Raw genomic sequence first — 22,696 nt, 5'->3', positions numbered from 1 at the left:
TATGAAACAACATTTAAAATCTCCACTAATCACAGAAAAAAATACAGTTTTAGCAGAAGCTGGAACATACGTGTTCCAAGTTGATTTATCTTCTACAAAAGAACAAATCAAAAAAGAAGTTGAGACTGGTTTTAACGTAAAAGTTCAAAAAATCCGTACGGCAGTCTGCAGAGATGATATGCGCTATTCTAAATTCGGTCTTACAGTGCCGAAAAAATGGAAAAAAGCTTACATCCAGTTAGCTCCGGGCCAAAAAATTTCATTATTTGAGGGAGCATAATCATGGGTTTAAAAGTATTTGGATCTAGATCACATGCAAGCCGCGGAATGGTTGGGTTTGATTTCAAAGAAATCACGAAAACTACTCCAGAGAAATCATTAACAGTTTCTCTTAAAAAAGTATCTGCTCGTAATAACACGGGTATGATTACAATTCGTCACCAAGGTGGCGCGCACAAACGTAAATATCGTTTAATCGACTTCAAACGTAACAAGTTAGAAGTTCCTGCTAAAGTTGCTGCGATCGAGTACGATCCGAACAGAACTTGCCGTATTGCTTTATTGCACTACGCTGATGGCGAGAAAGCTTACATCTTAGCTCCAGTGGGCTTAAATGTAGGTGACATCGTTCAATCAAGCGACAAAGCCGATATCAAACCAGGCAACTGCTTAACTATTACTGCAATCCCTGTTGGTACGATCATTCACAATGTTGAATTACGTCCTGGTAAGGGTGGCCAAATTTGCCGTGGCGCTGGCGCTTCTGCAACTTTAGCTGGTAAAGGCGAAAAGTACTGCCAAGTACGTTTACCGTCTGGCGAATTAAAACAGATCTTATCGACTTGTAAGGCTTCAATCGGTCAAGTTGGTAACACTGATAACGAAAACATTAAACTTGGTAAAGCAGGCCGCTCTCGTTGGAGAGGTATCCGCCCTTCAGTACGTGGTATGCACATGAATCCAGTTGACCATCCATTGGGTGGTGGTGAAGGCGTTGGTAAGGGTCATCACCCTGTAACACCTTGGGGCCAGCCTTGTAAAGGTTACAAGACTCGTCATAACAAACGTACTGATTCATCAATCATTAAACGTCGTAAGTAGGGAGAATAGATAATGGCACGTTCAGTAAAAAAAGGTCCTTTTATCGATATTCACTTAGCTAAAAAAGCTGAGACGGCTATCCAAAAAAATGACAAGAAAGTAATTAAAACATGGTCAAGACGTTCTACGATCTTCCCTGAGTACGTTGGATTGACTTTTGCCGTACATAACGGCAGAAAGTTTGTTCCAGTATACGTTTCTGAGAACATGATTGGTCATAAACTTGGCGAATTCGCGCCAACTAGAACTTTTGCAGGCCATGCTGAGAAGAAAGCTGCTCCAGCAGCTCCAGCGGCTAAGAAGTAGTAGGGATTGAAAATGGAAGCTAAAGCATCTTTAAAATATGCAAGAGTTGGAGCCCAAAAGGCTCGCCTAGTTGCTGATGTCGTTCGCGGCAAATCAGTAGACGAAGCTCTTAAAGTTTTGACAGTTATGAACAAAAAAACTGCTTTAATGATTAAGAAATTAATCGAATCAGCAGTTGCAAATGCGGATTACAAAAAAACTATGGCGGTAGACAAATTAGTGGTTAAAAAAATCACTGTTGACGGCGGCCCGGTATTAAAACGTTTCCGTCCAAGAGCGCAAGGTCGTGCTTTCGGTGTTCGTAAGAAATTAAGTCACATCGACGTAGTATTAGGAGAGAAAAACTAATGGGACAAAAGGTTCATCCAATTGGATTAAGAGTTGGTGTTATTAGATCTTGGGATTCTCGTTGGTACGCAAAAGGAAACACGTACTACGAAAATATCCACGAAGACATTAAATTAAGAAAATACTTAAAAACGAAACTAAAACACGCTGGTGTTGCTAAAATCGAAATCGAGCGCGCGGCTAATAAAGTTAAACTTATTATCCACACAGCTCGTCCAGGTGTAGTTATCGGTAAAAAAGGTACAGGCATTGATACTTTAAAAGCTGACGTTCAAAAGTTAACTAAGAACGAAGTTTTCTTAAGCATTCAAGAAGTTCGTAAACCAGATACAGAAGCTCAATTAGTTGCTGAGTCAATCGCGCAACAATTAGAGAAACGTATCTCTTGGAGACGTGCTCTTAAAAAATCTATCGCAGCAGCTATCAAAGGCGGCGTGCGTGGTATCAAAATCCGCGTATCTGGTCGTTTAGACGGAGCAGAGATTGCTCGTTCTGAATGGTACAACGAAAAGTCAGTTCCTCTTCACACATTGCGTGCAGACATTGACTACGGAACTGCTGAAGCATTAACAGCTTACGGCATCATCGGCATGAAAGTTTGGATCTACAAAGGTGACATCCTTTCTGCATCACAAGCTCAGGAGGTAAGCCGTGCTAAGTCCTAAACGTGTAAAATGGAGAAAACAATTCATCGGTCGCTCTAGAGGTTTAGCTACTCGTGGCTCAACTTTAGATTTCGGTGATTTCGGTTTACAAGCTACTGAGCACGGTATGTTAACAGCTCGTCAATTAGAAGCTGGTCGTATCGCTATCGCTCGTACTATTAAACGTGGTGGTAAAATCTGGATCCGCGTGTTCCCAGATCTACCAGTTACAAAAAAACCTGCTGAGACTCGTATGGGTAGCGGTAAAGGTAATCCAGAGTTTTGGGTATCTAAAGTTTTACCTGGTCGCATTTTATTCGAAATGAATGGTGTTACTAAGGAACAAGCTCAAGAGGCGTTTTTAAGAGCGGCTCACAAGTTACCTTTCAAAACTAAATTTTTAGAGAGAGCGTAATTATGAAATTCGCAGATATCGAAAACAAATCGTTAAAAGAATTAATCAAGCAAAAACAAGACTTAACGTCTCAATTGTTTGAAATGAAAATGAAAAACTCTCTTGGTCAATTGGCTAACCCAGTTCAGATCAGAGTAGTTAGAAAAAACATTGCTCAAATCAATACAGCAATTGTTAAGAAAAGTGTAAGGTAGGTAAAACATGGCTGCTAAGGCAACAACGAGCGGAAAACAACCGACTAAAACAGTTAGTACTCGAGGCCGTAGAGTTGAGTTACAAGGTGAAGTGATCGCGAACAAAATGGAAAAAACTATTTCGGTATTAGTTTACAGAATGGTTCGCCACGCTAAATACGGAAAATACATCCGTAAATCTTCAGTAATCAAAGCTCACGACGAGAAATCATCTGCGAAAGTGGGCGATACTGTTACTATTCATGAAACTAAACCAATCAGCAAAACAAAACGCTGGGCACTGACTTCAGTGTTAAACACAACGAAGTAATAGGGCAGGAGTAGTTTTATGATTCAAATGCAATCTAAATTAAACGTAGCTGATAACTCTGGTGCAAAAGAAGTAATGTGTATCAAAGTATTAGGCGGTTCTAAAAGACGTTTTGCTCACATTGGCGACGTAATCGTTGTTTCAATCCGTGATGCAATCCCAACTGCAAAAGTTAAGAAAGGTGACGTTGCGAAAGCCGTTATCGTTCGTACAATTCACAAATTAAGAAGACCAGACGGCAGCTATATCCGCTTTGATGATAACTCTGCAGTTTTAATCAATGCGAATAAAGAGCCAATCGGAACTCGTATTTTTGGTCCAGTAGCGAGAGAGTTAAGAGCGAAACAATTCGTTAAGATCGTTTCACTTGCTCCGGAAGTATTATAGTAGAGGTTTGAAATGCGTTTAAAAGAACAATACACAAAAGAAATCGTTCCTCACTTAATCAAAAAACAAGGTTACAAAAGCGCTATGCAAGTACCTCGTTTAGATAAAATCGTTATCAGCGTTTGTACATCTGATGCGGTTCAAAATCCAAAAATCGTTAACGGTATCGTTGATGAGATCTCTGCAATTGCTGGTCAAAAAGCCGTAATTACAAAAGCTAAAAAAGCGATCTCAAACTTCAAATTAAGACAAGGTATCCCAATCGGTGTTCGCGTGACTTTACGTCGTGACCGTATGTGGTCTTTCTTAGATCGTTTACAAACTTTAGCGTTACCTCGCGTACGTGACTTCCGTGGTTTACCAAACAAAGGCTTTGATGGCCGTGGTAACTACAACATGGGTTTAAAAGAGCAAATCGTATTCCCTGAGATCAATTTTGATAAAATTGAAAAAACACGTGGTATGAATATCACTATTTGTACAACTGCAGGAACTGACAATGACGGTCGCGCATTACTAGAAGCTTTAGGCTTACCGTTCAGAAAGTAATTGAAGGATTATTATGGCAAGAAAATCAAGTGTTGTAAAAAACAATAAAAGAAAAGCGATCTCTAATAAATACCGCGCTTACCGTAAAGAATTACGTGAAAAAGCTGTGGATATGAAACTTTCTGATGAAGTAAGAGACGAAGCTCGTAAGAAATTACAAAGCTTACCTAAAAACACTAATCCAAACCGCGTAATCACTCGTTGTGAATTAACTGGTCGCCCTCGTGGTAACTACCGTAAATTCGGTTTATGCAGAATGGTTTTCAGACAATTAGCTCTAGAAGGTAAACTTCCAGGCGTAACGAAAGCTAGCTGGTAGGAGTCACAATGGATACAGTAGCACAAATGTTAACAATTATTAGAAACGGTTCTTCCGCAAAATTAGAAAAAGTTGATATGCCTTCTTCTAAAATGAGAGAGAACTTAGCAAAAATTCTAGCAGATACTGGTTACATCAGAAGCTTCAAAGTAGCTAAAGATTCAAAACAAGGTATCATGAGAATTTACTTAAAATATGACGATGCAGGTGAGCCAGCAATGACGGAAATTCAAAAAGTTAGCCGTCCTGGTAAACGTTCTTACGTTCACGCAGCCGATGTTCCAACAGTACGTTCTGGAACTGGTATGTGCATCCTTAGCACAAACAAAGGTTTACTAACTGGTAACGAAGCCAAAAAACAAAATGTTGGCGGCGAATTACTAGCAGTAGTTTGGTAGGTAGAAGATGTCGAGAATTGGTAAATACCCAGTAAATATCGATGACAAAGCAACAGTAACTGTTGCTGGTCAAAACGTAACTGTTAAAGGTGCAAAATCATCTTTAACATACACATTAGATAAAAAAATCACTGCTAAAGTAGATGGTAAAACAGTTGTTTTAACTCGCGCTGATGACACTAAAACATCTAAGTCATTACACGGTTTATACAAAGTTTTAATCGCTAACGCTGTTAAAGGCGTAACTGCAGGTTTCACTAAATCCCTTGAAATGCACGGGGTTGGTTACCGCGGTACTGTTGCAGGTAAAAAACTTGAATTAGCTTTAGGTTACTCTCACCCAGTAATTTTCGATATCCCAGAAGGTATCGAAATCAAAGTTGATAAACAAACTACAGTAAGCGTAACTGGTGCTGATAAAGCATTAGTTGGCCAAGTTGCTGCGAAAATCCGTAGCTTCCGTCCACCAGAGCCATATTTAGGTAAAGGTGTTCGTTATGTTGGTGAACACATCCGCCGTAAAGCCGGTAAATCAGCTGGTAAATAGAGGATAATATGAAATTAAATTTTTCTAAAAAAACATCTTCAAAAGTTGTAAATCGTTTGAAGAAAAAAATCAGAATCAGAAAAGTTGTTAGCGGAACTGCTGAGAGACCACGTTTATGTGTATTCCGTTCAGGTGCACACATCTACGCTCAAATCATCAACGACGTAACACAAACTACAGTATTATCTGTATCGTCTTTATCTGCCGAATTAAAAAACGGTAACAAAGAAGCTGCTAAAACTGTTGGTAAAAAAATCGCTGAACAAGCTAAAGCTAAAGGAATCACAGCTGTTGTATTCGACAGAAATGGTTTCGTTTATCACGGCCGCGTTCAAGCATTAGCAGATGGAGCCCGCGAAGGCGGACTTAACTTTTAATAGGGGATCATGTGGATAAAGCATTAGTAAACGAATTAGAAGAAAAAGTAGTTGCTATCAACCGCGTAACAAAAGTTGTTAAGGGTGGTCGTAGATTCTCTTTCGCAGCTCTAGTAGTTGTGGGTGACCGTTTAGGTCAAGTTGGTTTCGGCAGCGGTAAAGCTGGCGAAGTTCCAGAAGCAATCGGTAAAGCAACTCGCTCTGCAAAAAAACAATGCAGCGGCGTTAATCTTAAAGACGGTACGATCCCTCACGAAGTGATCGGTAAATTCGGATCAGCTAAAGTGATCATGAAACCAGCAGCAGCAGGTACTGGCGTTATCGCTGGTGGTGCGGTTCGTGCGGTTCTTGAATCAGTTGGCGTTAAAGACATTTTAACTAAATGTGTTGGTACTCGTAACCCTCACAATGCAGTTAGAGCGACTTTAGACGGTCTTAAACAGCTTAAGAAAGCTAGCGCGCAAGCGTAATAGGAGTCTGTCATGGCTAAAAAATTTCAAGTTACTTTAAAAAAATCGATGATTGCTTGCCCTCCAAGCCAAAAACTGACTGTAAGAGGTCTTGGTTTGAGAAAAATCAACTCGACAATCGAATTAGCTGATAATGCAGCTAACCGTGGTCAACTTTTCAAGATTCAACACTTAGTTGAAATCAAAGTTGTTAAATAAGGAGTTCGCAAATGAGTTTATTAAATCAATTAGCTCCAAAAGAAGGCTCTACTCACTACCGTAAACGTGTAGGTCGCGGTATCGGTTCTGGTATCGGTGGTACTTCTGCTAAAGGTCACAAAGGTCAATTAGCACGTACTGGCGGACGCGTTCGTCGTGGTTTCGAGGGTGGTCAAACTCCGTTATCTCGTCGTTTACCTAAATTCGGTTTCACAAACGTTATGTTTGCTACAAAATACGAAGAAGTTACATTAGCAGCTTTAAACAAGCTTTCAGGTGTAGTTGATGCAGCAGCGCTTTACAACGCAGGCTTAATCAAGAAAAATTCTAAGTTCAAAGTATTAGCTAAAGGTGAATTAACTAAAGCTATCACTTTGAAAGCTGATTTTATCAGCAAATCTGCGCAAGCAGCTATCGAGAAACTTGGCGGTAAAGTTGAGTTAATCCCGGCTAAAGCTACTTGGGCTAGACCAGCAAAAGTAAAAAAAGCTAAAAAGAAATAGTGAATTGGGTCTAGAATAACATAGACCCAAACAATTCTAACAAAGAATGTAGGCCCGAAAGGGTCTATTCTTGTGTGTGGACCTAGACTCAAGAGAGTCTATGATAATACGAAAGAGGCAGAAGAGTGGCTCAGCAAGTTAACGACAACAAAGGTGCAAATACTTTACGTTCGAAGATTCTATTTACGTTATTCTGTTTAGCGATTTACAGAATCGGTGTTCACATCCCAACTCCAGGAGTAGATGGCAACGCAGTTTCTGAATTTTTCAACTCACAAAATCGCGGTATCTTCGGATTATTCAATACTTTCACTGGTGGTGCGTTAGCGCAATTCTCAATCTTCGCATTGGGGATCATGCCTTACATCTCTGCATCGATCATTTTTCAATTATTAACTTCAGCTATTCCATTCCTTGAGCAGCTTAAAAAAGAAGGCGATGCGGGTCGTAAAAAAATCTCTCAGTACACGAAGTACGCGACTATCGTTCTAGCTGTAATTCAAGGTTACGGAATGAGCACTTGGCTAGCCAGCCAATCATTACCAGACGGCCGTATGTTAATTTCAGGCGGTATGTTAGGTATCTATTACTTTAAATTCATGACAATCATTACATTAGTTGCAGGTACTGCCTTTGTAATGTGGTTAGGTGACCAAATTTCTGAGCGTGGAATCGGTAACGGGTCTTCAATGATCATCTTCACTGGTATCGCAGCATCAATCCCTGCGGGCGCACAGAACCTTATTCAATTAGTTAAATCTGGCGAGTTACAGTTCATCGTGGCGTTATTATTATTAGCGTTCATGATTGCGACGATCTTTGCCGTGATCTACATGGAAGTGGCGCAACGCCGTATCACGATCCAGTACTCTCAACGTTTAGCAAACGGTGGAATGACTTCAGCGGCAACTAGCCATCTACCTGTGAAAATTAACTTCCCAGGCGTTATCCCTCCAATCTTTGCTTCTTCATTATTAATGTTCCCATCTACTTTAGCTCAATTCACAAACGTGGCCTGGATTAAAGCGATGTCTGAATCGATCAACCCGAACGGTATCGTATTCAACATTATCTTTGTTGGTTTAATTATCTTCTTCTCGTTCTTCTACACTGACATCGTATTCAATGCAGATGAAGTTTCTGAGAACTTGAAAAAAACTGGTGCTTTCGTTCCTGGTATCCGTGCTGGTAAATCAACTGCTGATTTTATCCGTTACGTATTAGACCGCATCAACGTATTAGGTTGTTTCTACCTTTGTGTAATCTGCGTATTACCAGGTCTATTAGTACAAAGCTTTGGTATCCCGTTCTACTTCGGTGGTACAAGCTTACTAATCTTAGTAGGTGTAGCTATTGATACATCTCAACAAATTCAATCTCACTTATTAACACAAAAATACGATTCATTCTTAAAAGGAACGAAAATCCGTAGCAGAAGGGTTCAATTCTAATGAACGTTCTGTTCATCGGAGCCCCTGGCTCAGGTAAAGGGACTCAGTCTCGCGAGTTAATCGAAAAGTTTGGCTTTTTACAGCTAAGCACGGGAGACCTTTTACGTGGTGCTATCAAAAACAAAACAGAATTGGGTTTAAAGGCCCAAGGTTTTATGGATGCGGGAAAGCTCGTTCCGGATGAATTAATGTTAGGTTTGGTTTCTGATTACCTAACGACAAACAAGGGTAAATCGATCATTTTTGACGGTTACCCTAGAACAGTAGTTCAAGCACAAAGCTTAGGCCAATTGCTTGAATCCCAAGGTTCTAAAATTGATAAAGTTTTTTATTTCAAGATCAACCCTCAGATCTTGATCGATCGCTTAACAGGGCGTCGTACGTGTGCAAACTGCGGAGAGATTTACCATATTCGCACTAAACCTTCTTCAAAAGGTGATAAATGTGAAAAATGCGGTGGTGATCTAGTGCACAGAAAAGACGACCATGCTGATGTGATCTCAGAGCGGCTCAAACAATTTGAAGATAATACAGGCCCTACAATAGAGTTCTATTCTAAGGCAGGTAATATGGTGAATGTCGATGGCGACCAAGCACCTGAGAAAGTCTTCAACGAAATTAAAAAGACACTGGCGCTTTAAGGGTTTAGACCGGATCACCCCGGGGTAGGCTTTTTAAAGAAGAATGTGGCTCAAACTTGTTTGAGCATAGGTAAGGCAAGTGCATTCGCACAATGTCAAATTTATGCTAGACATAACAATCATTAATGTTATAACAAGCTCTTTTATTTAAGAAGTTTTGTTATTGTGAGGAACTTATGAAAGTTAGACCGTCGGTCAAAAAAATTTGTAACAAATGTAAAGTAATTAAACGTAAAGGCGTTATCAGAGTTATCTGTGAGAATGCTAAACACAAACAGAGACAGGGGTAATAGAACATGGCTCGTTTAATGGGTATTGACTTACCAAGAAATAAACGCGTTGAAGTGGCATTGACTTATATCTATGGTATCGGTCGTCCTCGCGCAAAATCAATCTGCGCTCAAGTAGGAATTCCTTCTGATCTTCGCACTGATAATTTAACAGATGAACACATTGCAGGAATGCGTGCGTTAATCGAAGCAAACTTCAAAGTAGAAGGTGATTTACGTCGTGACATCGGTCAAGCGATCAAACGTTTAACTGATATCAACTGCTACCGTGGTACTCGTCACCGTAAAGGTCTTCCAGTACGTGGTCAAAATACGCGTTCAAATGCGAGAACTCGTAAAGGACCTAAGAAAACTGTCGCGAACAAGAAAAAAGCAGTCTAGTTAGGTAGGATGAAATAATGGCTACACCACAAGAAAATAAAGATAAAAAAGTAACTAAGAAAAAAGTTAAAAAGAACGTTGTTCAAGGACAATGTCATATCAACGCTGGTTTCGGTAACGTGATCATCACTATTACTGATATGAACGGTGATACAGTATCTTGGTCATCTGCAGGTCACTTAGGTTTCAAAGGTTCTCGTAAAGGAACGCCTTTCGCAGCTCAAGTAACTTGTGAAGACGCAGCTAAAAAAGCTATGGAACAAGGTATGAAATCTGTTGATGTATACTTAACTGGCCCGGGTGCAGGTCGTGAACCAGCTATCCGTGCTTTAGCCGGAACAGGAATGAGAGTTTTATCTCTTAAAGACGTTACACCAGTACCACATAACGGTTGCCGTCCTCCTAAACGTAGAAGAATTTAATCGGAGTAAGATATGAGTTGTGTTAATAGTTCTGTATGTAAATTATGCCGCAGAGAAAATACTAAGTTATTCTTAAAAGGTGACAGATGTTTCACTGACAAATGTGCTTTTGAAAGAAGACCATATCCTCCGGGACAACATGGTCAATCAAGACTTAAGTTTTCTGAGTACGCGTTACAATTAAGAGAAAAACAAAAAGCAAAACGTTATTATGGTCTTTCTGAAAAACAATTTAGAAAATACTTCCATAGTGCAGACGCCTCTAAAGGAATCACTGGTACTGAGTTACTAAGATTCTTAGAGTTAAGACTTGATAACGTTGTTTATACCCTTGGGTATGCTAATTCTAGAAGAGAAGCGAGACAATTGATCGGTCACAACCACTTCTTAGTTAACGGTAAACGTGTAAATATCGCGTCTTACATCGTTAAAAAAGGTGATGTTGTTGAAGTTGCTCAAGCAAGCAGAGAAGTTACGAAAGTACAAGCCGGCATCCAAGCCGTTGCACGTCGTACTATCCCTAGCTGGTTAGATGCTGATCACGCAGCTTTCAAAGGTACAGTTAAAGATGTTCCTGCGAGAGACGAGATTTCAATTCCAGTAGAAGAAAGCATGATCGTTGAGTACTACTCACGATAATAAAGGGGTGTAAGGATGCAAGAACATTATTTTAAATTCTGGAGAGAGTTGATCAAACCTAAAGGGTTCGAGATCGAAAGAGACACTCAGACTTCTGAGTACTCTAAGTTCATCGTTAAACCTTTAGAAAGAGGTTTTGGTGTAACTCTTGGAAATTCTTTAAGAAGAATTTTATTAAGCTCTATGATGGGATCTGCGGTTACTGCTGTAAAACTTGAAGGAGTTTTACATGAGTTCTCTACGATGCCAGACGTTTTAGAAGATGTTTCAGACATCATCTTAAACCTTAAACAAGTTCGTTTCAGACAGCATTCTGCTGAAACGTTCACGCTACGTATTAACAAAAAAGGTCCAGGCGTTGTAACGGCTGCGGATATCGTAACTAACGACAAAATCGAAGTTCTAAATCCACACCAACACATTGCAACTCTTGGTAACAACGGAAATTTCAATGCTGAATTAATCGTGGCTTACGGCCGTGGTTACTCTCCAGTTGAAAACAGAAGTGAACAATTATCAGTTGGCTACATTGCCGTTGATGCTCTTCACTCGCCAATCCGCAAAGTAAACTACGCAGTTTCAAATGCTCGTGTTGGTCAACGTACTGATTACGATGCATTAGCATTAGAAGTTTGGACAGATGGTTCTATTAAGGCTGACGAAGCAGTTTCTTTAGCTTCTAAAATCTTAAAAGAACAATTGCAAATCTTCTTAACTTTCGATGAATCTTTAGAGCCATCTGATGAAATCAAATCAATGGGTTCTTCTTCATTGAATGAAAACTTATTCAGATCAGTTGATGATCTTGAATTAAGCGTACGTTCTGCAAACTGCTTGAAAAATGCTAACATCCGTTACATCGGTGAATTAGTAGTTCGTTCAGAAGCAGAAATGCTAAAAACTAAAAACTTCGGTCGTAAATCTTTAAATGAAATTAAAGAGATCTTAGTTGAAATGGGCTTAGGTTTAGGGATGAAAATCGAGGGATGGCCACCTCCAGGATGGGATCCAAATATTCCACCTGTTAAACGTGAATCGTAATTAGTAAGGATAATAGAAATGGCATCACATCGTCGTTTAGTAAAACATTTTAGTCGTAAATCTGGACCACGTAAGGCTTTATTACGTGGTCTTATGAACTCTTTAGTTGAGCACGGTCGTATCAAAACGACTGTTACTCGTGCGAAAGAAGTTAAACGTCATATTGAAAAAGCAGTTACTCTTGGTAAAAAAGATAACTTAAATTCAATCCGTCTTTTAATTTCTCGCTTAGCTAATCAAGATTCAGCTTTAGCGATCGTTAAAAACATCGCTCCACGTTTCAAAGATCGTAACGGTGGCTACTGCCGCGTTATCAAAATCGGCCGTCGTCCTGGTGACACTGCTGAGATGGCTTTCTTAGAATTCGTAGACTACGATTTCAAAGCTAAAGTTGCTCCTAAAGCAGCTAAAGGTGAAAAGAAAGCTGATAAAGCAGCAGAAAAAACAGCTAGCAAAGCTAAAAAAGCAACTGTAGTTGCTAATGCTAAAGCTAAAAAAGCTGTTCGCAAAATCCAAAGCAAATCTCGCCAAGCTTCTCAAGCTGCAGCAAGATAGTTTTCGATTAGCAGACACTTTAACGCTGATTAAGAAAATTAGTTTAAATACTAATAAAGCCCTGGTGGAAACACCGGGGCTTTTTTCGTTTTAGCCATCCTTGGCCAGAACCCTTTCGCTACGCTTCAGAGCTACAGCCTTCGGCTCACGCGGCAAAAATAGCATCCTGCTATTTTTGTGTTATCTCGGCATCAATAGTTCAACTTTTTGATTTTGTTGTTATAGTGAAACTATGAAAGCTAAATTGTTAATTATCTTTTTAATTATCGCTGTGGTTGTTACTGGTAGCGTTTTTTATCTTAAGAATTATTACTTCTACTCAACGACACGCGCTGAAAAAATCGAAGATACGCAAGTGACTATCGACCAGACGTTAGGGCTTATTTCTGAAAACCGTGAGAAGTTTCAAACTTACGAAGGCAAAGTGATCTCTAGCGAGCGTTTACCGTTAATGCCAGATACGACAAAAACTGAAAAATTGATCCTTCATTTCTGGGCTTCGTGGTGTGATCCATGCATTAATGAAATTCCTGAGCTTTTGACGTATTTAAAGCTTCACGGTGACGAGATCAAGGCGGGGTCCTTAAAGATTGTCCTTGTATCGGTTGATTACGAGCTAGGGGCGATTGAGAAGTTTTTAAAAAGCTTTCCGGATTTGAATGCGGCGGTTTACTTACAGCTTTGGGATCCCGAAGGGTATTTGCAGAAAAGCTTTAACATTGATCGCTTGCCGGCAACGATCATGGTTCATAAGAATCCGATCGATGATAAGGGTAAGCTTGTTGAACGCTATATGGCGGTCGTTAATTGGAAGCAGATGCGATAATTGGAAAATTGGAAATAAAAAAAGCCAGCGACAAACCACTGGCTTTTTTTATTTTATTGGCGCTGTAAACGCTTCTTCAGAAGAATGTTACTTACAAGAAATGGCTTCAACTGAGTAGATCCCCCAGTCTTGAGCTGTGTGGTCGTAAGCATCTGCTAGCATTGAGTTTACAGAAACTTTGTAAGTGTCGTATACGCCTTGGTCGATTCTTATAGTTAATTCTAGTTCAGTCGTGAAGTAATAATCAATGATACCTTGATCAACTTTGTGTTTAACCACAGAGCTTGATAATTGAGTTAATTTACCACCGTTAACACCACATGCATTTAAGCTAGCTTGCTCAAGCATTGTTTGATGACGTGAATCGTAGTTTGAATTTAGGATTTCGGCTTGTGCTGTAGTACACACGCAGAAAGCAGAAAGAGTAGCTAATAAAATCGTTTTCATAAAGAGGGCTCCTTTTTTTAATAGCTACTTCTAACACAGACGGCGCCGTTGAATTGTTAGGATTTAGTTTGGGTGTAATATTTTATATGTTGTATAAATATTTAACACCCATTTTGGCACTAAAAACCAAGTTTCTTTTTTATGTCATCAACAGCTTTTTTGCCTTTTTGTTGAAGCTGGCTTTTGGCTTTGTTTTCTAAGTCTTTCTTGGCTTGAGCGATTTTTTCGTCAGCAATATTTTTTTGCGCGTCTAACTTAGCTTGGGCTTCGTTGGCGTTACCGACGTAACCTTTTGTTAATGTTGAAATTTGTTTTTCGATTTCGCCTTTAACTTTACCGATTTCGTTATCGATCTTAACTTTGATCTCTTTATTTAGCTCTTCGATTTTTTGCTTTACGCTGGCACTTAAAGCGTCTTGTAACTTGTCGCCTAATGAAGATGAAACATCAACGTCTAAGCTTGATAAAGAACCTTTAGCTTCAGCTTTTAGATCAAATGTTGTTAATTGGGCAAAAGCATTTTTAAGAATTTCTTCTACTACTTTTTCTTTCGCTGATAGCTCGAATTGAACATTATTAAACGTATTTACTAAACCGATATTGTACGATTTAAAACCTTCAGTTGCAGCTTTTGCCGCGATATTAATTGAAGCGCTCGGCATGGCAATTGTGCCATCGTTGTTCTTCATTAATGAAATGGCTTGAAGTGGGTAGCTAGCTACTGCGAAGTCCATTCCGGCGGCTGGTTCTTCTTTTAAGTTATTTAAGAATGCATCAACTTTCATGCCGTGAATGTTTTTTGATTTAAAATCACCGGCTAAGTGCATTTCAGTTTGTTTTCCGATTTGGCGCTGGTTCGAAACGATATCTTTAATCACTCCAGAAATATCGCCGTAATCAGCTTGGGCGTTTGATTTAGAGCTTACTTTAACAGTTTGAATCCAAAACAGTGGGTAACCATTTTTAACCGGAAATTCGTAAGTCACACCTTCAGCACGTGGGTGGGGTTGGATCGTGTCGTCTTCTTTTTTAGACACTTCTTTTGTCTTTTTACCGCCAGCTAATAGTTTTTTAGAATCTAGATTCTCATTCACCATTTTTGAATATTTAGGTGGTAAGTACTTCTCAGCTAACTTGTTGATTTTATCAAGCTTGGCTATGTACGGATTTAAGTAATCCATGAAAATAGACTTAGCGATTTGTTTTGAATCTAATTTAGGAATTTTCATGTGGTCTTTAATTGAAGCCACATCCGCTTTGATCTGTTCATCTAAAGACGCATAGTCTTTTTTGATTTGTGTAAGATCAGCGTTAAATTCGTTTTTTGTATCATTTACTAATTTAAGTTTTCCTTCAACTTCAGCTTTTAAAGCGTTGAACTGTTTAACAGAGGCATCTAACTCTTGCGGAGTTTTAAAATCTTTAACTTTGATAGCTTCAAATTTAGTTTTGTAAGCTTTAAAGTCAGCATCAGTCGGAAGCGTTTTAAGTTTTGCATCCCAGTCTTTTTGTTTTGTTTCCCATTTAGCTTTTAGATCGTTCGCCATTTGTTTTGATTTTAATTGCGACTCGATATTGGCTAATTGAGCTTTGTAATCACCAGTTTGTAAGAACGCTGATAAATCACCTAAAAGGTTGCCTTTACCTTGTTCGTCAACTTTACCAATGGCTTTATCTTTTACTTGCGAAACTAAGCTGGGTTCGTTTGATGGCGGCGGTGGAGGTGCCACTTTACCACGGTATTTACGTTTAGACATGAACTGCACATTTTCAACAGCCATTTCTTCAACGACGAATTTTAAACGAAGTAAAGCATCCCAGTTCACATCAAAACGGATTGAACCTAATTCGATGCTGTTAAAGTCAGGTTGTTCAGCGCTTGTGATTTGTAAACCAGAGACAGCTACATTTCCTTTAACAAATGAACTTTCAAAATTGGCGATGTTTACTTCTGTGCCTAAAGCTTTGTATCCACCCCATTCAAGAGCGGCTTTCATGTGTGAATCAAAGAAAAGTTTAAAGTAAACGGCACAAAGAACAACAATGATAAAAAATGGAATCACCGCGCTCCAACGGATAAGGCCGCCTTCTTTGTATACTTTTGGTTTTTGCGAATTTGGTGTTTGAGTTGTGTCTGTCATAAATGATCCTTGCTCGCCTTTAATTAGTTACCGTAAAGATCGTTGTATTTTGTGTACCAAAGATAAAACTTACTGGCTTTAAGAGCTTTGTACGCTTTTGATTGTTCAAAGCGGGCCACCACAGTTGTGCGGTATTTTTTAACTGCAATCACAAATGCGAAATAGAAAACCGGGCTTAAGATTAAAGCGACAAGAAAGCTTCCCATCACGATTGAGTTATTAAAGCGTGTGTAAGGAACTAACGGAATGTTGTAAAGCTGTGTCCACAACGGGCGAAAGGATTGTTCTTCTAGAGCCCATTGGCCTAAGGAGTTGGCTAACGGGTCAATTAAGAAAGCTACGAATTTAAAAACAAACGCTGATAAAAACGCAGCTCCGAATTGAACGCGGAAAAAGAAAAGAATCGTTAAGATTAAAAACGTTTGGAGCGAGAAGAACGGCGAAAAGCCTAAGAATACGCCTAAAGTTAAACCCCATGCGATTTGGGTCGTACCATTTTCTGAATGCAGCATTTTGATCAGATTCAGAAGTTGTTTTAAAAGTATGGTCATAGTTTTACCTTTCTTTTGTTTTTAAAGTTGATTCAAGTTTTCTGGAACTTTGTGTTTGGCACTTTTCTTTGATGTTGCAAAAAAGTAACCGCCCGGTAATGCCGTAATTAACATAAAAAACTGCATTAAGCTTACGCCAGTCGTAATAGCTGTTGCAGTAGGAATATTAATTAACGAGAAAATAAAATAAAAAGCCGCTTGGCCAACGCCGATACCTGCAGGAGTTAACGGAATCGCTGAAGCCATAAAAGCAAAACAAGCTAGTGGTAAGAAAACAAAAACCGAAACGGGTTCTTGCGTAAGTGTTAAGGTCACTACGTACAGAAAACCAATCGACATACACTGCATTAAAAAACTTACACCGATAAAACGAAGCATAAACTTACTTTGCATGGCTTTAGTGATGTTAACTTGTACTTGTTCAGCGAATGAAAAAAGTTTTTGAAATAAGAAGAATTTAAATTTGCTACGCAGGCGTGGAATAATTTTTTTTGAATGATATAAAAATAAAAGGCCCAGGCAAGCTAAGCAGAGCATAAGTAAGCTGATATGAAGAAGTTTAGTTAAAGCTTCAGTCATGCCAAAGAAATATTCGACCAATAAAAACGATGTCGAAAATAAAATTAAACAGAATAAGCCGAGAACGCGGTCAATCGTAACTAATGAAAAACTTATTTTTTTTGGCACTTTGTAGGATTCTGAAATGGATAACGCCTTAACGATGTCTCCGCCGACGCCGCTGGGAATAAAGAAATTAAAAAAGTTTCCGATTAAAGTTTCTTTGGCGGCTGATTTAAACGGGTATTTAATTTCTAAATTAACTAAGATATTCCAGCGAAGCGCAAACGTTAAAGTGTGTAACGTGAAAAAGACAAGGCCCGCGGCAAGAATAGCTGGATTTTTAAAACTGAGGCTTAATTGATTGATATCAATAAACCCCATTTTTAAAACGAGAAGTAACAAAATAAAAGCAATGACCGGACGAAGATATCTCTTCAGAGCCGTAGAGGAGATTCGCATCCCCCTACGTTGCCATTATTTTGAGTGAGTATCAAAAATATTCTTAAGGTTTTTAAGCACAGCTTCTAAGTTATGAAGCGGCAATGAAGTTGGTCCATCGCACAGTGCTTTTTCTGGATCAGGATGAGTCTCTAAAAAGATACCATCTACACCCACAGCAACCGCTGCGCGACCTAATGGCCACACCATATCACCACGTCCGCCACTAGATTCACCAGTTGCGCCCGGTAATTGCGTTGAGTGTGTGCAATCCATGATAACTGGAAAGCCTAAACGACGCATTTCTACTAAACCTGTCATGTCATTGATTAAGCGATTGTACCCAAAAGTCGTTCCGCGATCGCAAAGTAGGATTTTGTCATTACCAGTTTGTACGGCCTTCTGCGCAATAGCTTTCATATCCCAAGGAGCTAAAAATTGACCTTTTTTAACGTGAAGCACGCGGCCTGTTTTAGCAGCGGCAACCATTAAGTCAGTTTGACGAGAGAGGAACGCTGGAATTTGAATAACTTCAGCGTACTGAGCTGTTTCTTCAACCTGAATTGTTTCATGAACGTCGGTGATAAAGTTACAACCTACAGACACTTTAATTTTTTCTAAAGAGGCTAATGCTTCTTTCATACCTGGACCGCGAAAACTTTTTAAGCTTTGGCGGTTAGCTTTATCAAAAGAACATTTTAAAATCCAAGGAATGCCTAAAGCCGTTGTTACACGCTTAATTTCTTTAGCGGTTTCAATCACCATGCCTTCGTCTTCGATAATATCGGGACCTGCAAATAACACGAAACTTTTACCATCACCCCAAGTGATGTTTCCGTATTTTGATTCTAAAGTTACCGTTTTTGCTAACGGTTTAAATTCATTAACAAGATTAATCATAAAAATCCTTCGGCGTAGTTTACGCCTTAACCGAAAATTCAACCGCAGTTTTGACAGCAGCGATGACTTTTGCTTGTTGTTCAGCAGTCATGTCCGGGAACATTGGTAATGAAATTACGTGTTGAGCTGCCCAACGTGCATGAGTGATATCGTGACGTTGTGGAGTGTTTTTTGCGTACCAAGGTTGATCAGGCATTGTCATCGGGTAGTGAACAGTTGTTGGAACACCTAACTCTTGGCATTTCTTTTGGAAAGCATCACGGTTAGTTACAGTCACTGTGTACTGGGCCCAAACTGATTGGTTACCTTGTTTTACTAATGGAGTAGAAAACATTGGATCTACTTTTTCTAAACCAGCAAATGAAGTTGAGAAGTTTGTAGCGATTTTGTTGCGGGCTTCAACTTCCCAGTCGTATCTTTCAAGTTTTGCTAATAAGATCGCGCATTGGATTGTATCTAAACGACCATTTACACCAAGACGAGTGTGGTAGTAACGTTTTTCAGAACCGTGCTCGCGGATTTCTTTCATGATTTTATTTAAATTTTCATCGTTTGTGAAAATCGCGCCACCGTCACCGTAGCAACCAAGTGGTTTAGCAGGGTAGAACGAAGTACCAGCCGCTGTTGTTAAAGCGCCAGATTTTTTATCTTTGTATTTTGCGCCGTAAGATTGCGCCGTATCTTCGATAACAAACAAGTTATGCTTTTTTGCAATCGCGTTGATTTCTTCCATATCAGCAACTTGGCCGTATAAAGAAACCGGCATGATCGCTTTAGTTTTTGGAGTAATCGCAGCTTCAATTTTTTTAGGGTCGATGTTGAAAGTTTTAGGATCGATATCAACATAAACAGGAGTTGCGCCAGCTAATACGATTGTTTCAGCTGTCGCGATAAATGAAAACGCAGTGGTAATCACTTCGTCACCTTGGCCGATGCCTAAGGCCATTAATGGAATTACTAAAGCGTCTGTTCCGCTGGCTACAGCTAAACAATACTTTGATCCAGTGTGGGCCGCTAATTTTTGTTCTAACTCAGCTACTTCTGGACCATTGATGTAGGCGCCGCTATCCAAAACTTTTTGAATGCGAGCATCAATATTAGATTTCAATGCGTTGTACTGAGATTTTAAATCGATAAAAGGAACTGACATGATAGCCTCCTGCTAGAGTGAAAACGATAAGTAGTATTATGCCTTAAGAATTGGACTGATGTCACGATGTGGAAAAAAAGCTTCACGCAAGAGGTAAATCCTGACAAAATGATATCTTTCAACTGGACCACGGAGGGTTTCATGAAGATTAAATCTTCGACTATTGGGATTGGTGTTGTTTTATCGGCTTTAACCATCATTCCTTTCACTTACGCCGCGCAAACAAAGGCGTCAGAACCATCATCTGACATTCCTGATAAACGCGAATATCCGCTCAATGACAAAGCAGAACCTTGTGATGATTTTCATAAGTACGTGTGCAGCAATGTAGAGGCATCTTTTAAGCTTCGTGATGACCGCAGTGCCCACTTTTTTGCCTTTGAAGATTCTGACGAACGCTTATTAGAAAAGAAAAAAGCTTTCTTTAAAAGTATCGATGGCGAGAAAAAATTAAGCGCACGTTCGTTACAAATGAAAGACTATTACAAAGCTTGTATGAATGAAGAAGGCTCTAAAGCTGAAGAAAAAGCTTTAGTGGCAGAACTTCGTACGGATTTAGATAAAATTAAATCAATTGATGATTACCTTAAATTAGCTAAAGAAAATATGTTGAACGAAAAGTGGACTTTCATTGGCTACGATCTGGGACCAAATATCGACAATCCTAAAATCTACGATTTAATGTTTGATGTGGGCTTCATGTTCTTACCAGAGCATAGCTACTACGATAACAAAGAATTAATGGCAGCTTATCGTGAGCTGATCGTGGATTTTTTCACGACAGTTTACCCAGAAGGTAACAAAGACGAATTTAAAAAGCGTGCACAGGCGATGATTGATTTTGAAACTCGTTTCAAAACAACTTACCCAATGCCGGCTGAATTTAGAAAACGCTGGACAGAGCCTCGCTACGTGACACGCGAAGATTTCTTAAAACGCACTTCGGCGATCGGTTTAGATGATTTTATCAAAAAAAATATCCCGAAAAAAACTTTAGTGCGTGATTTTATTCCAGAAAGTTTTGAGTTCGTTCAAAAAGAGCTTAAGAATGAAAACTTACAAGTTTTAAAAGATATTTATTTCTTCAGATCCGCTCGTGGTTACATGGATGATGCGTACCCAGAGCTTTATAAAAAGCGTCTGGAGTTCAGCCATAAATTCTTAGGTGGCCCTCCAAGTCGTCCAGACCGTCAAGAGCGTTGTACGACATCTGTAATGGGTGCGTTTAACCGCGAATTAGATTTAGAAATGCTTCCGCGTTTATTCCCTAAATTTCCGTCAGCGAAAATGAAAACTGTAGCTGAAGACGTGCGTAAATCTATTATTGCAGGTCTTAAAGCTAATAAATGGTTATCAGCTGAAGGTAAAAAAGGCGCGATTGCAAAAATCGAACACGCTAAACTTCAATTGATCCAGCCATACACTGATAAAGAGTGGGATTTTAAACCGATTCAAAAATACTCGGCTGAAAAACCTTACTACAATGGTAAAATTTTAACGTTGCAAGGTCACAAACGTAATTTGAAAAAATTTAAAGAAGGCGTAAACCAAGAAGCTTGGGGTATGGGGCCTTTAACTGTTAATGCGTATTACTCAGCCGATAAAAATAAATTCGTTATGCCAATTGGTATTTTGCAATATCCATTTTTTGTTCCAGAAGGTGATGTGATTGAAAATCTGGGTGCAGTTGGCGCGGTGGTAGCCCATGAGTTAGGTCACGCGATCGATGATGAAGGTTCTAAGTTTGACGATAACGGCCGCCTTAAACAGTGGATGTCTGAAGATGACGTGAAAAACTTCAAAGAGCGCGGACAACGCATGGTTGAGCAATTCAACAAAATTGGTCATAACGGCGAATTAACATTAGGCGAAAATACAGCTGACCTTGTGGGGCTTACATTTGCTTATAAAGCCGCTTTTCCAGAGGGCAAAGGTACTTTAGAAGATAAAAAGAAATTCTTTATTGCCTACGGCCGTTTATGGTGCGGTGTAGCTCGTGATAAAATGAAAGAAATGCTTTTAAAAACTGACCCACATAGTTTAGGTTATGCTCGTATCAACGAACAGGTGAAGCACCAACCTGGCTTTGCGGAGGCGTTTGCATGTCAACCAAAGAACAAGTTATTCATGAGCGAGAAAGACAGAATCCAAATTTGGTAAAACTGTCAGTACCTTTTTCTCAGCTTAAACTCGATTTACTTCCTTTTGTGCCGGTTCTTAAGGTAGAAACGGCACATTCTCAGACCATTCTTGGTCACGTTTTAAAATCGAAAAATTTTAATGAGCAAGGTCGGCAAATGTTTTTAACTTTGCCGGACGGCGATCAAATGAGTCTTAAGATTTATGAAAATAAATCGGCGAATAGAAAGCAGGCCATCGTTACATTATTTCACGGTTTAGCTGGTGATCATACGTCAGATTATATTCAGCGTTCAGCGCAAGTGGCTTTTGATTTAGGTTATTCAGTGTGTATGGTTGATCATCGCGGGGCGGGATTAGCAGAAGGCATGGCGAAAAAACCATATCATTCAGGCCGTGGTGAAGATGCTTCTGAAGTGAGTTTTAAACTTCGCGAAATGTTTCCGAAGAAAAAGCAAATTTTCATTGGGTTTTCAATGAGCGGAAGTATTTTATTAAATTTAATCACGCGTCGTTATGGCCAACATTTACCTGATTACTGTGTTGTGGTTAACGCACCGATTGATCTTTTAAAAGCGAGCAGTCACCTGATTAAAGGATTTTCCCGTCTGTATGATATTCGTTTTTATCACAATTTAAAAAAACTAATCGCTAAGGCTGATCCACGCGTTTATTTACCACTGGTTGCTAACTCGCGTTTGATTGATGATGTGTTTACGTCAAAAAAATCTGGGTTTATTGATAGTTTTGACTATTACGAGCAATGCAGTACGCATAAGTATTTAAATCAAATTTCTGTTCCTACGTTTGTTTTAACAAGCAAAGATGATCCGTTTATTGCTTTTGAAGATTATACGACGGCTAACTGGAATGACATCACTCATAGAACGTTTATCGATCATGGCGGTCACATGGGTTACATTTCGAAACATAAGAGCAAGAAATACGGTATTCGTTGGTTAGATGATTATCTTCATAAGGTCTTGGTCACCATCGATAGTCTATCAACCTAGGGCTAGGTCTGATTCGGCACGTTGTTAAAAGTACGAAGACTTGA

Annotated in this window: 34 protein-coding genes; 28 read left to right on the top strand and 6 right to left on the bottom strand. The window is 39.4% G+C overall.

The features are described 5' to 3' along the window. Nucleotide 1: 1 nt before the first annotated feature. From ACKWCF_RS12350 to ACKWCF_RS12225, 26 genes are all read left to right on the top strand, one after another. The gene (locus ACKWCF_RS12350; protein ID WP_409477903.1) at nt 2-280 is read left to right on the top strand and encodes a 50S ribosomal protein L23; all 279 of its coding nucleotides are present in this window, start codon (nt 2-4) and stop codon (nt 278-280) included. 2 nt (nt 281-282) lie between these two features. Then, nucleotides 283-1,101, top strand: a complete 819-nt coding sequence (gene rplB, locus ACKWCF_RS12345; RefSeq protein ID WP_409477902.1) for a 50S ribosomal protein L2 — start codon at nt 283-285, stop codon at nt 1,099-1,101. 12 nt (nt 1,102-1,113) lie between these two features. Further along, nucleotides 1,114-1,407 carry a 30S ribosomal protein S19 gene (gene rpsS, locus ACKWCF_RS12340; RefSeq protein WP_409477901.1) on the top strand — a complete coding sequence of 98 codons (294 nt, stop codon included), beginning with the start codon at nt 1,114-1,116 and terminating at the stop codon, nt 1,405-1,407. Nucleotides 1,408-1,419: 12 nt separating this feature from the next. Then, nucleotides 1,420-1,755, top strand: coding sequence for a 50S ribosomal protein L22 (gene rplV, locus ACKWCF_RS12335; RefSeq protein WP_409477900.1), 336 nt, complete (start codon nt 1,420-1,422; stop codon nt 1,753-1,755). Then, a complete protein-coding gene (gene rpsC, locus ACKWCF_RS12330) occupies nt 1,755-2,420 on the top strand; it encodes a 30S ribosomal protein S3 (protein WP_409477899.1) in 666 nt (221 codons plus the stop codon). Before rplV ends, rpsC begins: the two co-directional genes overlap by 1 nt. Next, nucleotides 2,407-2,814: a 50S ribosomal protein L16 gene (gene rplP / locus ACKWCF_RS12325; RefSeq protein WP_409477898.1), complete on the top strand. Its 408-nt coding sequence runs from the start codon at nt 2,407-2,409 to the stop codon at nt 2,812-2,814. The genes rpsC and rplP overlap by 14 nt, the downstream gene beginning before the upstream one ends. Before the next feature lie 2 nt (nt 2,815-2,816). Continuing rightward, nucleotides 2,817-3,008, top strand: coding sequence for a 50S ribosomal protein L29 (gene rpmC, locus ACKWCF_RS12320; RefSeq protein ID WP_409477897.1), 192 nt, complete (start codon nt 2,817-2,819; stop codon nt 3,006-3,008). A gap of 7 nt (nt 3,009-3,015) precedes the next feature. Then, nucleotides 3,016-3,318, top strand: a complete 303-nt coding sequence (gene rpsQ / locus ACKWCF_RS12315; RefSeq protein WP_409477896.1) for a 30S ribosomal protein S17 — start codon at nt 3,016-3,018, stop codon at nt 3,316-3,318. Nucleotides 3,319-3,336: 18 nt separating this feature from the next. Beyond that, on the top strand, nt 3,337-3,705 hold the full coding sequence (gene rplN, locus ACKWCF_RS12310) for a 50S ribosomal protein L14 (protein WP_409477895.1): 369 nt from the start codon (nt 3,337-3,339) through the stop codon (nt 3,703-3,705). 12 nt (nt 3,706-3,717) lie between these two features. After that, on the top strand, nt 3,718-4,254 hold the full coding sequence (gene rplE, locus ACKWCF_RS12305; protein WP_409477894.1) for a 50S ribosomal protein L5: 537 nt from the start codon (nt 3,718-3,720) through the stop codon (nt 4,252-4,254). A gap of 13 nt (nt 4,255-4,267) precedes the next feature. Next, nucleotides 4,268-4,573, top strand: coding sequence for a 30S ribosomal protein S14 (gene rpsN, locus ACKWCF_RS12300; RefSeq protein WP_409477893.1), 306 nt, complete (start codon nt 4,268-4,270; stop codon nt 4,571-4,573). 8 nt (nt 4,574-4,581) lie between these two features. After that, entirely contained in the window at nt 4,582-4,971 is a 390-nt protein-coding gene (gene rpsH / locus ACKWCF_RS12295; RefSeq protein WP_409477892.1) for a 30S ribosomal protein S8, read from the top strand. Between the two features lie 7 nt (nt 4,972-4,978). Then, a complete protein-coding gene (rplF, locus tag ACKWCF_RS12290) occupies nt 4,979-5,518 on the top strand; it encodes a 50S ribosomal protein L6 (protein WP_409477891.1) in 540 nt (179 codons plus the stop codon). Between the two features lie 8 nt (nt 5,519-5,526). Then, nucleotides 5,527-5,895: a 50S ribosomal protein L18 gene (gene rplR / locus ACKWCF_RS12285; RefSeq protein ID WP_409477890.1), complete on the top strand. Its 369-nt coding sequence runs from the start codon at nt 5,527-5,529 to the stop codon at nt 5,893-5,895. Nucleotides 5,896-5,906: 11 nt separating this feature from the next. Beyond that, nucleotides 5,907-6,365, top strand: a complete 459-nt coding sequence (gene rpsE, locus ACKWCF_RS12280) for a 30S ribosomal protein S5 (protein ID WP_409477889.1) — start codon at nt 5,907-5,909, stop codon at nt 6,363-6,365. Nucleotides 6,366-6,377: 12 nt separating this feature from the next. After that, complete coding sequence (gene rpmD / locus ACKWCF_RS12275) at nt 6,378-6,563, top strand: 50S ribosomal protein L30 (RefSeq protein ID WP_409477888.1); 186 nt, start codon at nt 6,378-6,380, stop codon at nt 6,561-6,563. Nucleotides 6,564-6,574: 11 nt separating this feature from the next. Then, nucleotides 6,575-7,066, top strand: a complete 492-nt coding sequence (gene rplO / locus ACKWCF_RS12270; RefSeq protein WP_409477887.1) for a 50S ribosomal protein L15 — start codon at nt 6,575-6,577, stop codon at nt 7,064-7,066. Nucleotides 7,067-7,191: 125 nt separating this feature from the next. Next, the gene (gene secY / locus ACKWCF_RS12265) at nt 7,192-8,517 is read left to right on the top strand and encodes a preprotein translocase subunit SecY (protein ID WP_409477886.1); all 1,326 of its coding nucleotides are present in this window, start codon (nt 7,192-7,194) and stop codon (nt 8,515-8,517) included. After that, entirely contained in the window at nt 8,517-9,158 is a 642-nt protein-coding gene (locus ACKWCF_RS12260) for an adenylate kinase (RefSeq protein ID WP_409477885.1), read from the top strand. The genes secY and ACKWCF_RS12260 overlap by 1 nt, the downstream gene beginning before the upstream one ends. Nucleotides 9,159-9,334: 176 nt before the next feature. Next, nucleotides 9,335-9,448 (top strand): 50S ribosomal protein L36, encoded by a 114-nt coding sequence (gene rpmJ / locus ACKWCF_RS12255; RefSeq protein ID WP_409477884.1) that lies wholly within the window; start codon nt 9,335-9,337, stop codon nt 9,446-9,448. Between the two features lie 6 nt (nt 9,449-9,454). Next, nucleotides 9,455-9,829 carry a 30S ribosomal protein S13 gene (gene rpsM, locus ACKWCF_RS12250; protein ID WP_409477883.1) on the top strand — a complete coding sequence of 125 codons (375 nt, stop codon included), beginning with the start codon at nt 9,455-9,457 and terminating at the stop codon, nt 9,827-9,829. Between the two features lie 17 nt (nt 9,830-9,846). Next, the gene (rpsK, locus tag ACKWCF_RS12245; RefSeq protein ID WP_409477882.1) at nt 9,847-10,251 is read left to right on the top strand and encodes a 30S ribosomal protein S11; all 405 of its coding nucleotides are present in this window, start codon (nt 9,847-9,849) and stop codon (nt 10,249-10,251) included. Nucleotides 10,252-10,263: 12 nt separating this feature from the next. Continuing rightward, entirely contained in the window at nt 10,264-10,890 is a 627-nt protein-coding gene (gene rpsD, locus ACKWCF_RS12240; RefSeq protein ID WP_409477881.1) for a 30S ribosomal protein S4, read from the top strand. 15 nt (nt 10,891-10,905) lie between these two features. Beyond that, nucleotides 10,906-11,931: a DNA-directed RNA polymerase subunit alpha gene (locus ACKWCF_RS12235; RefSeq protein WP_409477880.1), complete on the top strand. Its 1,026-nt coding sequence runs from the start codon at nt 10,906-10,908 to the stop codon at nt 11,929-11,931. 18 nt (nt 11,932-11,949) lie between these two features. After that, entirely contained in the window at nt 11,950-12,486 is a 537-nt protein-coding gene (rplQ, locus tag ACKWCF_RS12230) for a 50S ribosomal protein L17 (protein WP_409477879.1), read from the top strand. Between the two features lie 232 nt (nt 12,487-12,718). Next, a complete protein-coding gene (locus tag ACKWCF_RS12225) occupies nt 12,719-13,312 on the top strand; it encodes a TlpA family protein disulfide reductase (protein ID WP_409477878.1) in 594 nt (197 codons plus the stop codon). A gap of 87 nt (nt 13,313-13,399) precedes the next feature. On the opposite strand, the gene ACKWCF_RS12220 is transcribed toward ACKWCF_RS12225, so the two are convergent. From ACKWCF_RS12220 to ACKWCF_RS12195, 6 genes are all read right to left on the bottom strand, one after another. Further along, nucleotides 13,400-13,759, bottom strand: coding sequence for a hypothetical protein (locus ACKWCF_RS12220; RefSeq protein WP_409477877.1), 360 nt, complete (start codon nt 13,757-13,759; stop codon nt 13,400-13,402). 119 nt (nt 13,760-13,878) lie between these two features. Further along, the gene (locus tag ACKWCF_RS12215; protein ID WP_409477876.1) at nt 13,879-15,900 is read right to left on the bottom strand and encodes a TIGR03545 family protein; all 2,022 of its coding nucleotides are present in this window, start codon (nt 15,898-15,900) and stop codon (nt 13,879-13,881) included. A gap of 23 nt (nt 15,901-15,923) precedes the next feature. Then, the gene (locus ACKWCF_RS12210; protein WP_409477875.1) at nt 15,924-16,451 is read right to left on the bottom strand and encodes a TIGR03546 family protein; all 528 of its coding nucleotides are present in this window, start codon (nt 16,449-16,451) and stop codon (nt 15,924-15,926) included. A 21-nt stretch (nt 16,452-16,472) separates the two neighbouring features. Next, the gene (locus ACKWCF_RS12205; RefSeq protein WP_409477874.1) at nt 16,473-17,471 is read right to left on the bottom strand and encodes a lysylphosphatidylglycerol synthase transmembrane domain-containing protein; all 999 of its coding nucleotides are present in this window, start codon (nt 17,469-17,471) and stop codon (nt 16,473-16,475) included. Nucleotides 17,472-17,486: 15 nt separating this feature from the next. Next, on the bottom strand, nt 17,487-18,350 hold the full coding sequence (gene kdsA / locus ACKWCF_RS12200; RefSeq protein WP_409477873.1) for a 3-deoxy-8-phosphooctulonate synthase: 864 nt from the start codon (nt 18,348-18,350) through the stop codon (nt 17,487-17,489). Between the two features lie 19 nt (nt 18,351-18,369). Then, nucleotides 18,370-19,500, bottom strand: a complete 1,131-nt coding sequence (locus ACKWCF_RS12195) for a DegT/DnrJ/EryC1/StrS family aminotransferase (protein WP_409477872.1) — start codon at nt 19,498-19,500, stop codon at nt 18,370-18,372. A gap of 141 nt (nt 19,501-19,641) precedes the next feature. On the opposite strand from ACKWCF_RS12195, the gene ACKWCF_RS12190 reads away from it, so the two are divergent. After that, entirely contained in the window at nt 19,642-21,660 is a 2,019-nt protein-coding gene (locus ACKWCF_RS12190) for a M13 family metallopeptidase (protein WP_409477871.1), read from the top strand. Then, the gene (locus ACKWCF_RS12185; RefSeq protein ID WP_409477870.1) at nt 21,603-22,652 is read left to right on the top strand and encodes a YheT family hydrolase; all 1,050 of its coding nucleotides are present in this window, start codon (nt 21,603-21,605) and stop codon (nt 22,650-22,652) included. Before ACKWCF_RS12190 ends, ACKWCF_RS12185 begins: the two co-directional genes overlap by 58 nt. Nucleotides 22,653-22,696: the final 44 nt, after the last annotated feature.

The sequence above is a fragment of the Pseudobdellovibrio sp. HCB154 genome (assembly GCF_046267985.1).
GTDB lineage: Bacteria > Bdellovibrionota > Bdellovibrionia > Bdellovibrionales > Bdellovibrionaceae > Pseudobdellovibrio.
This window is presented reverse-complemented; position numbering and strand designations above follow the sequence as displayed.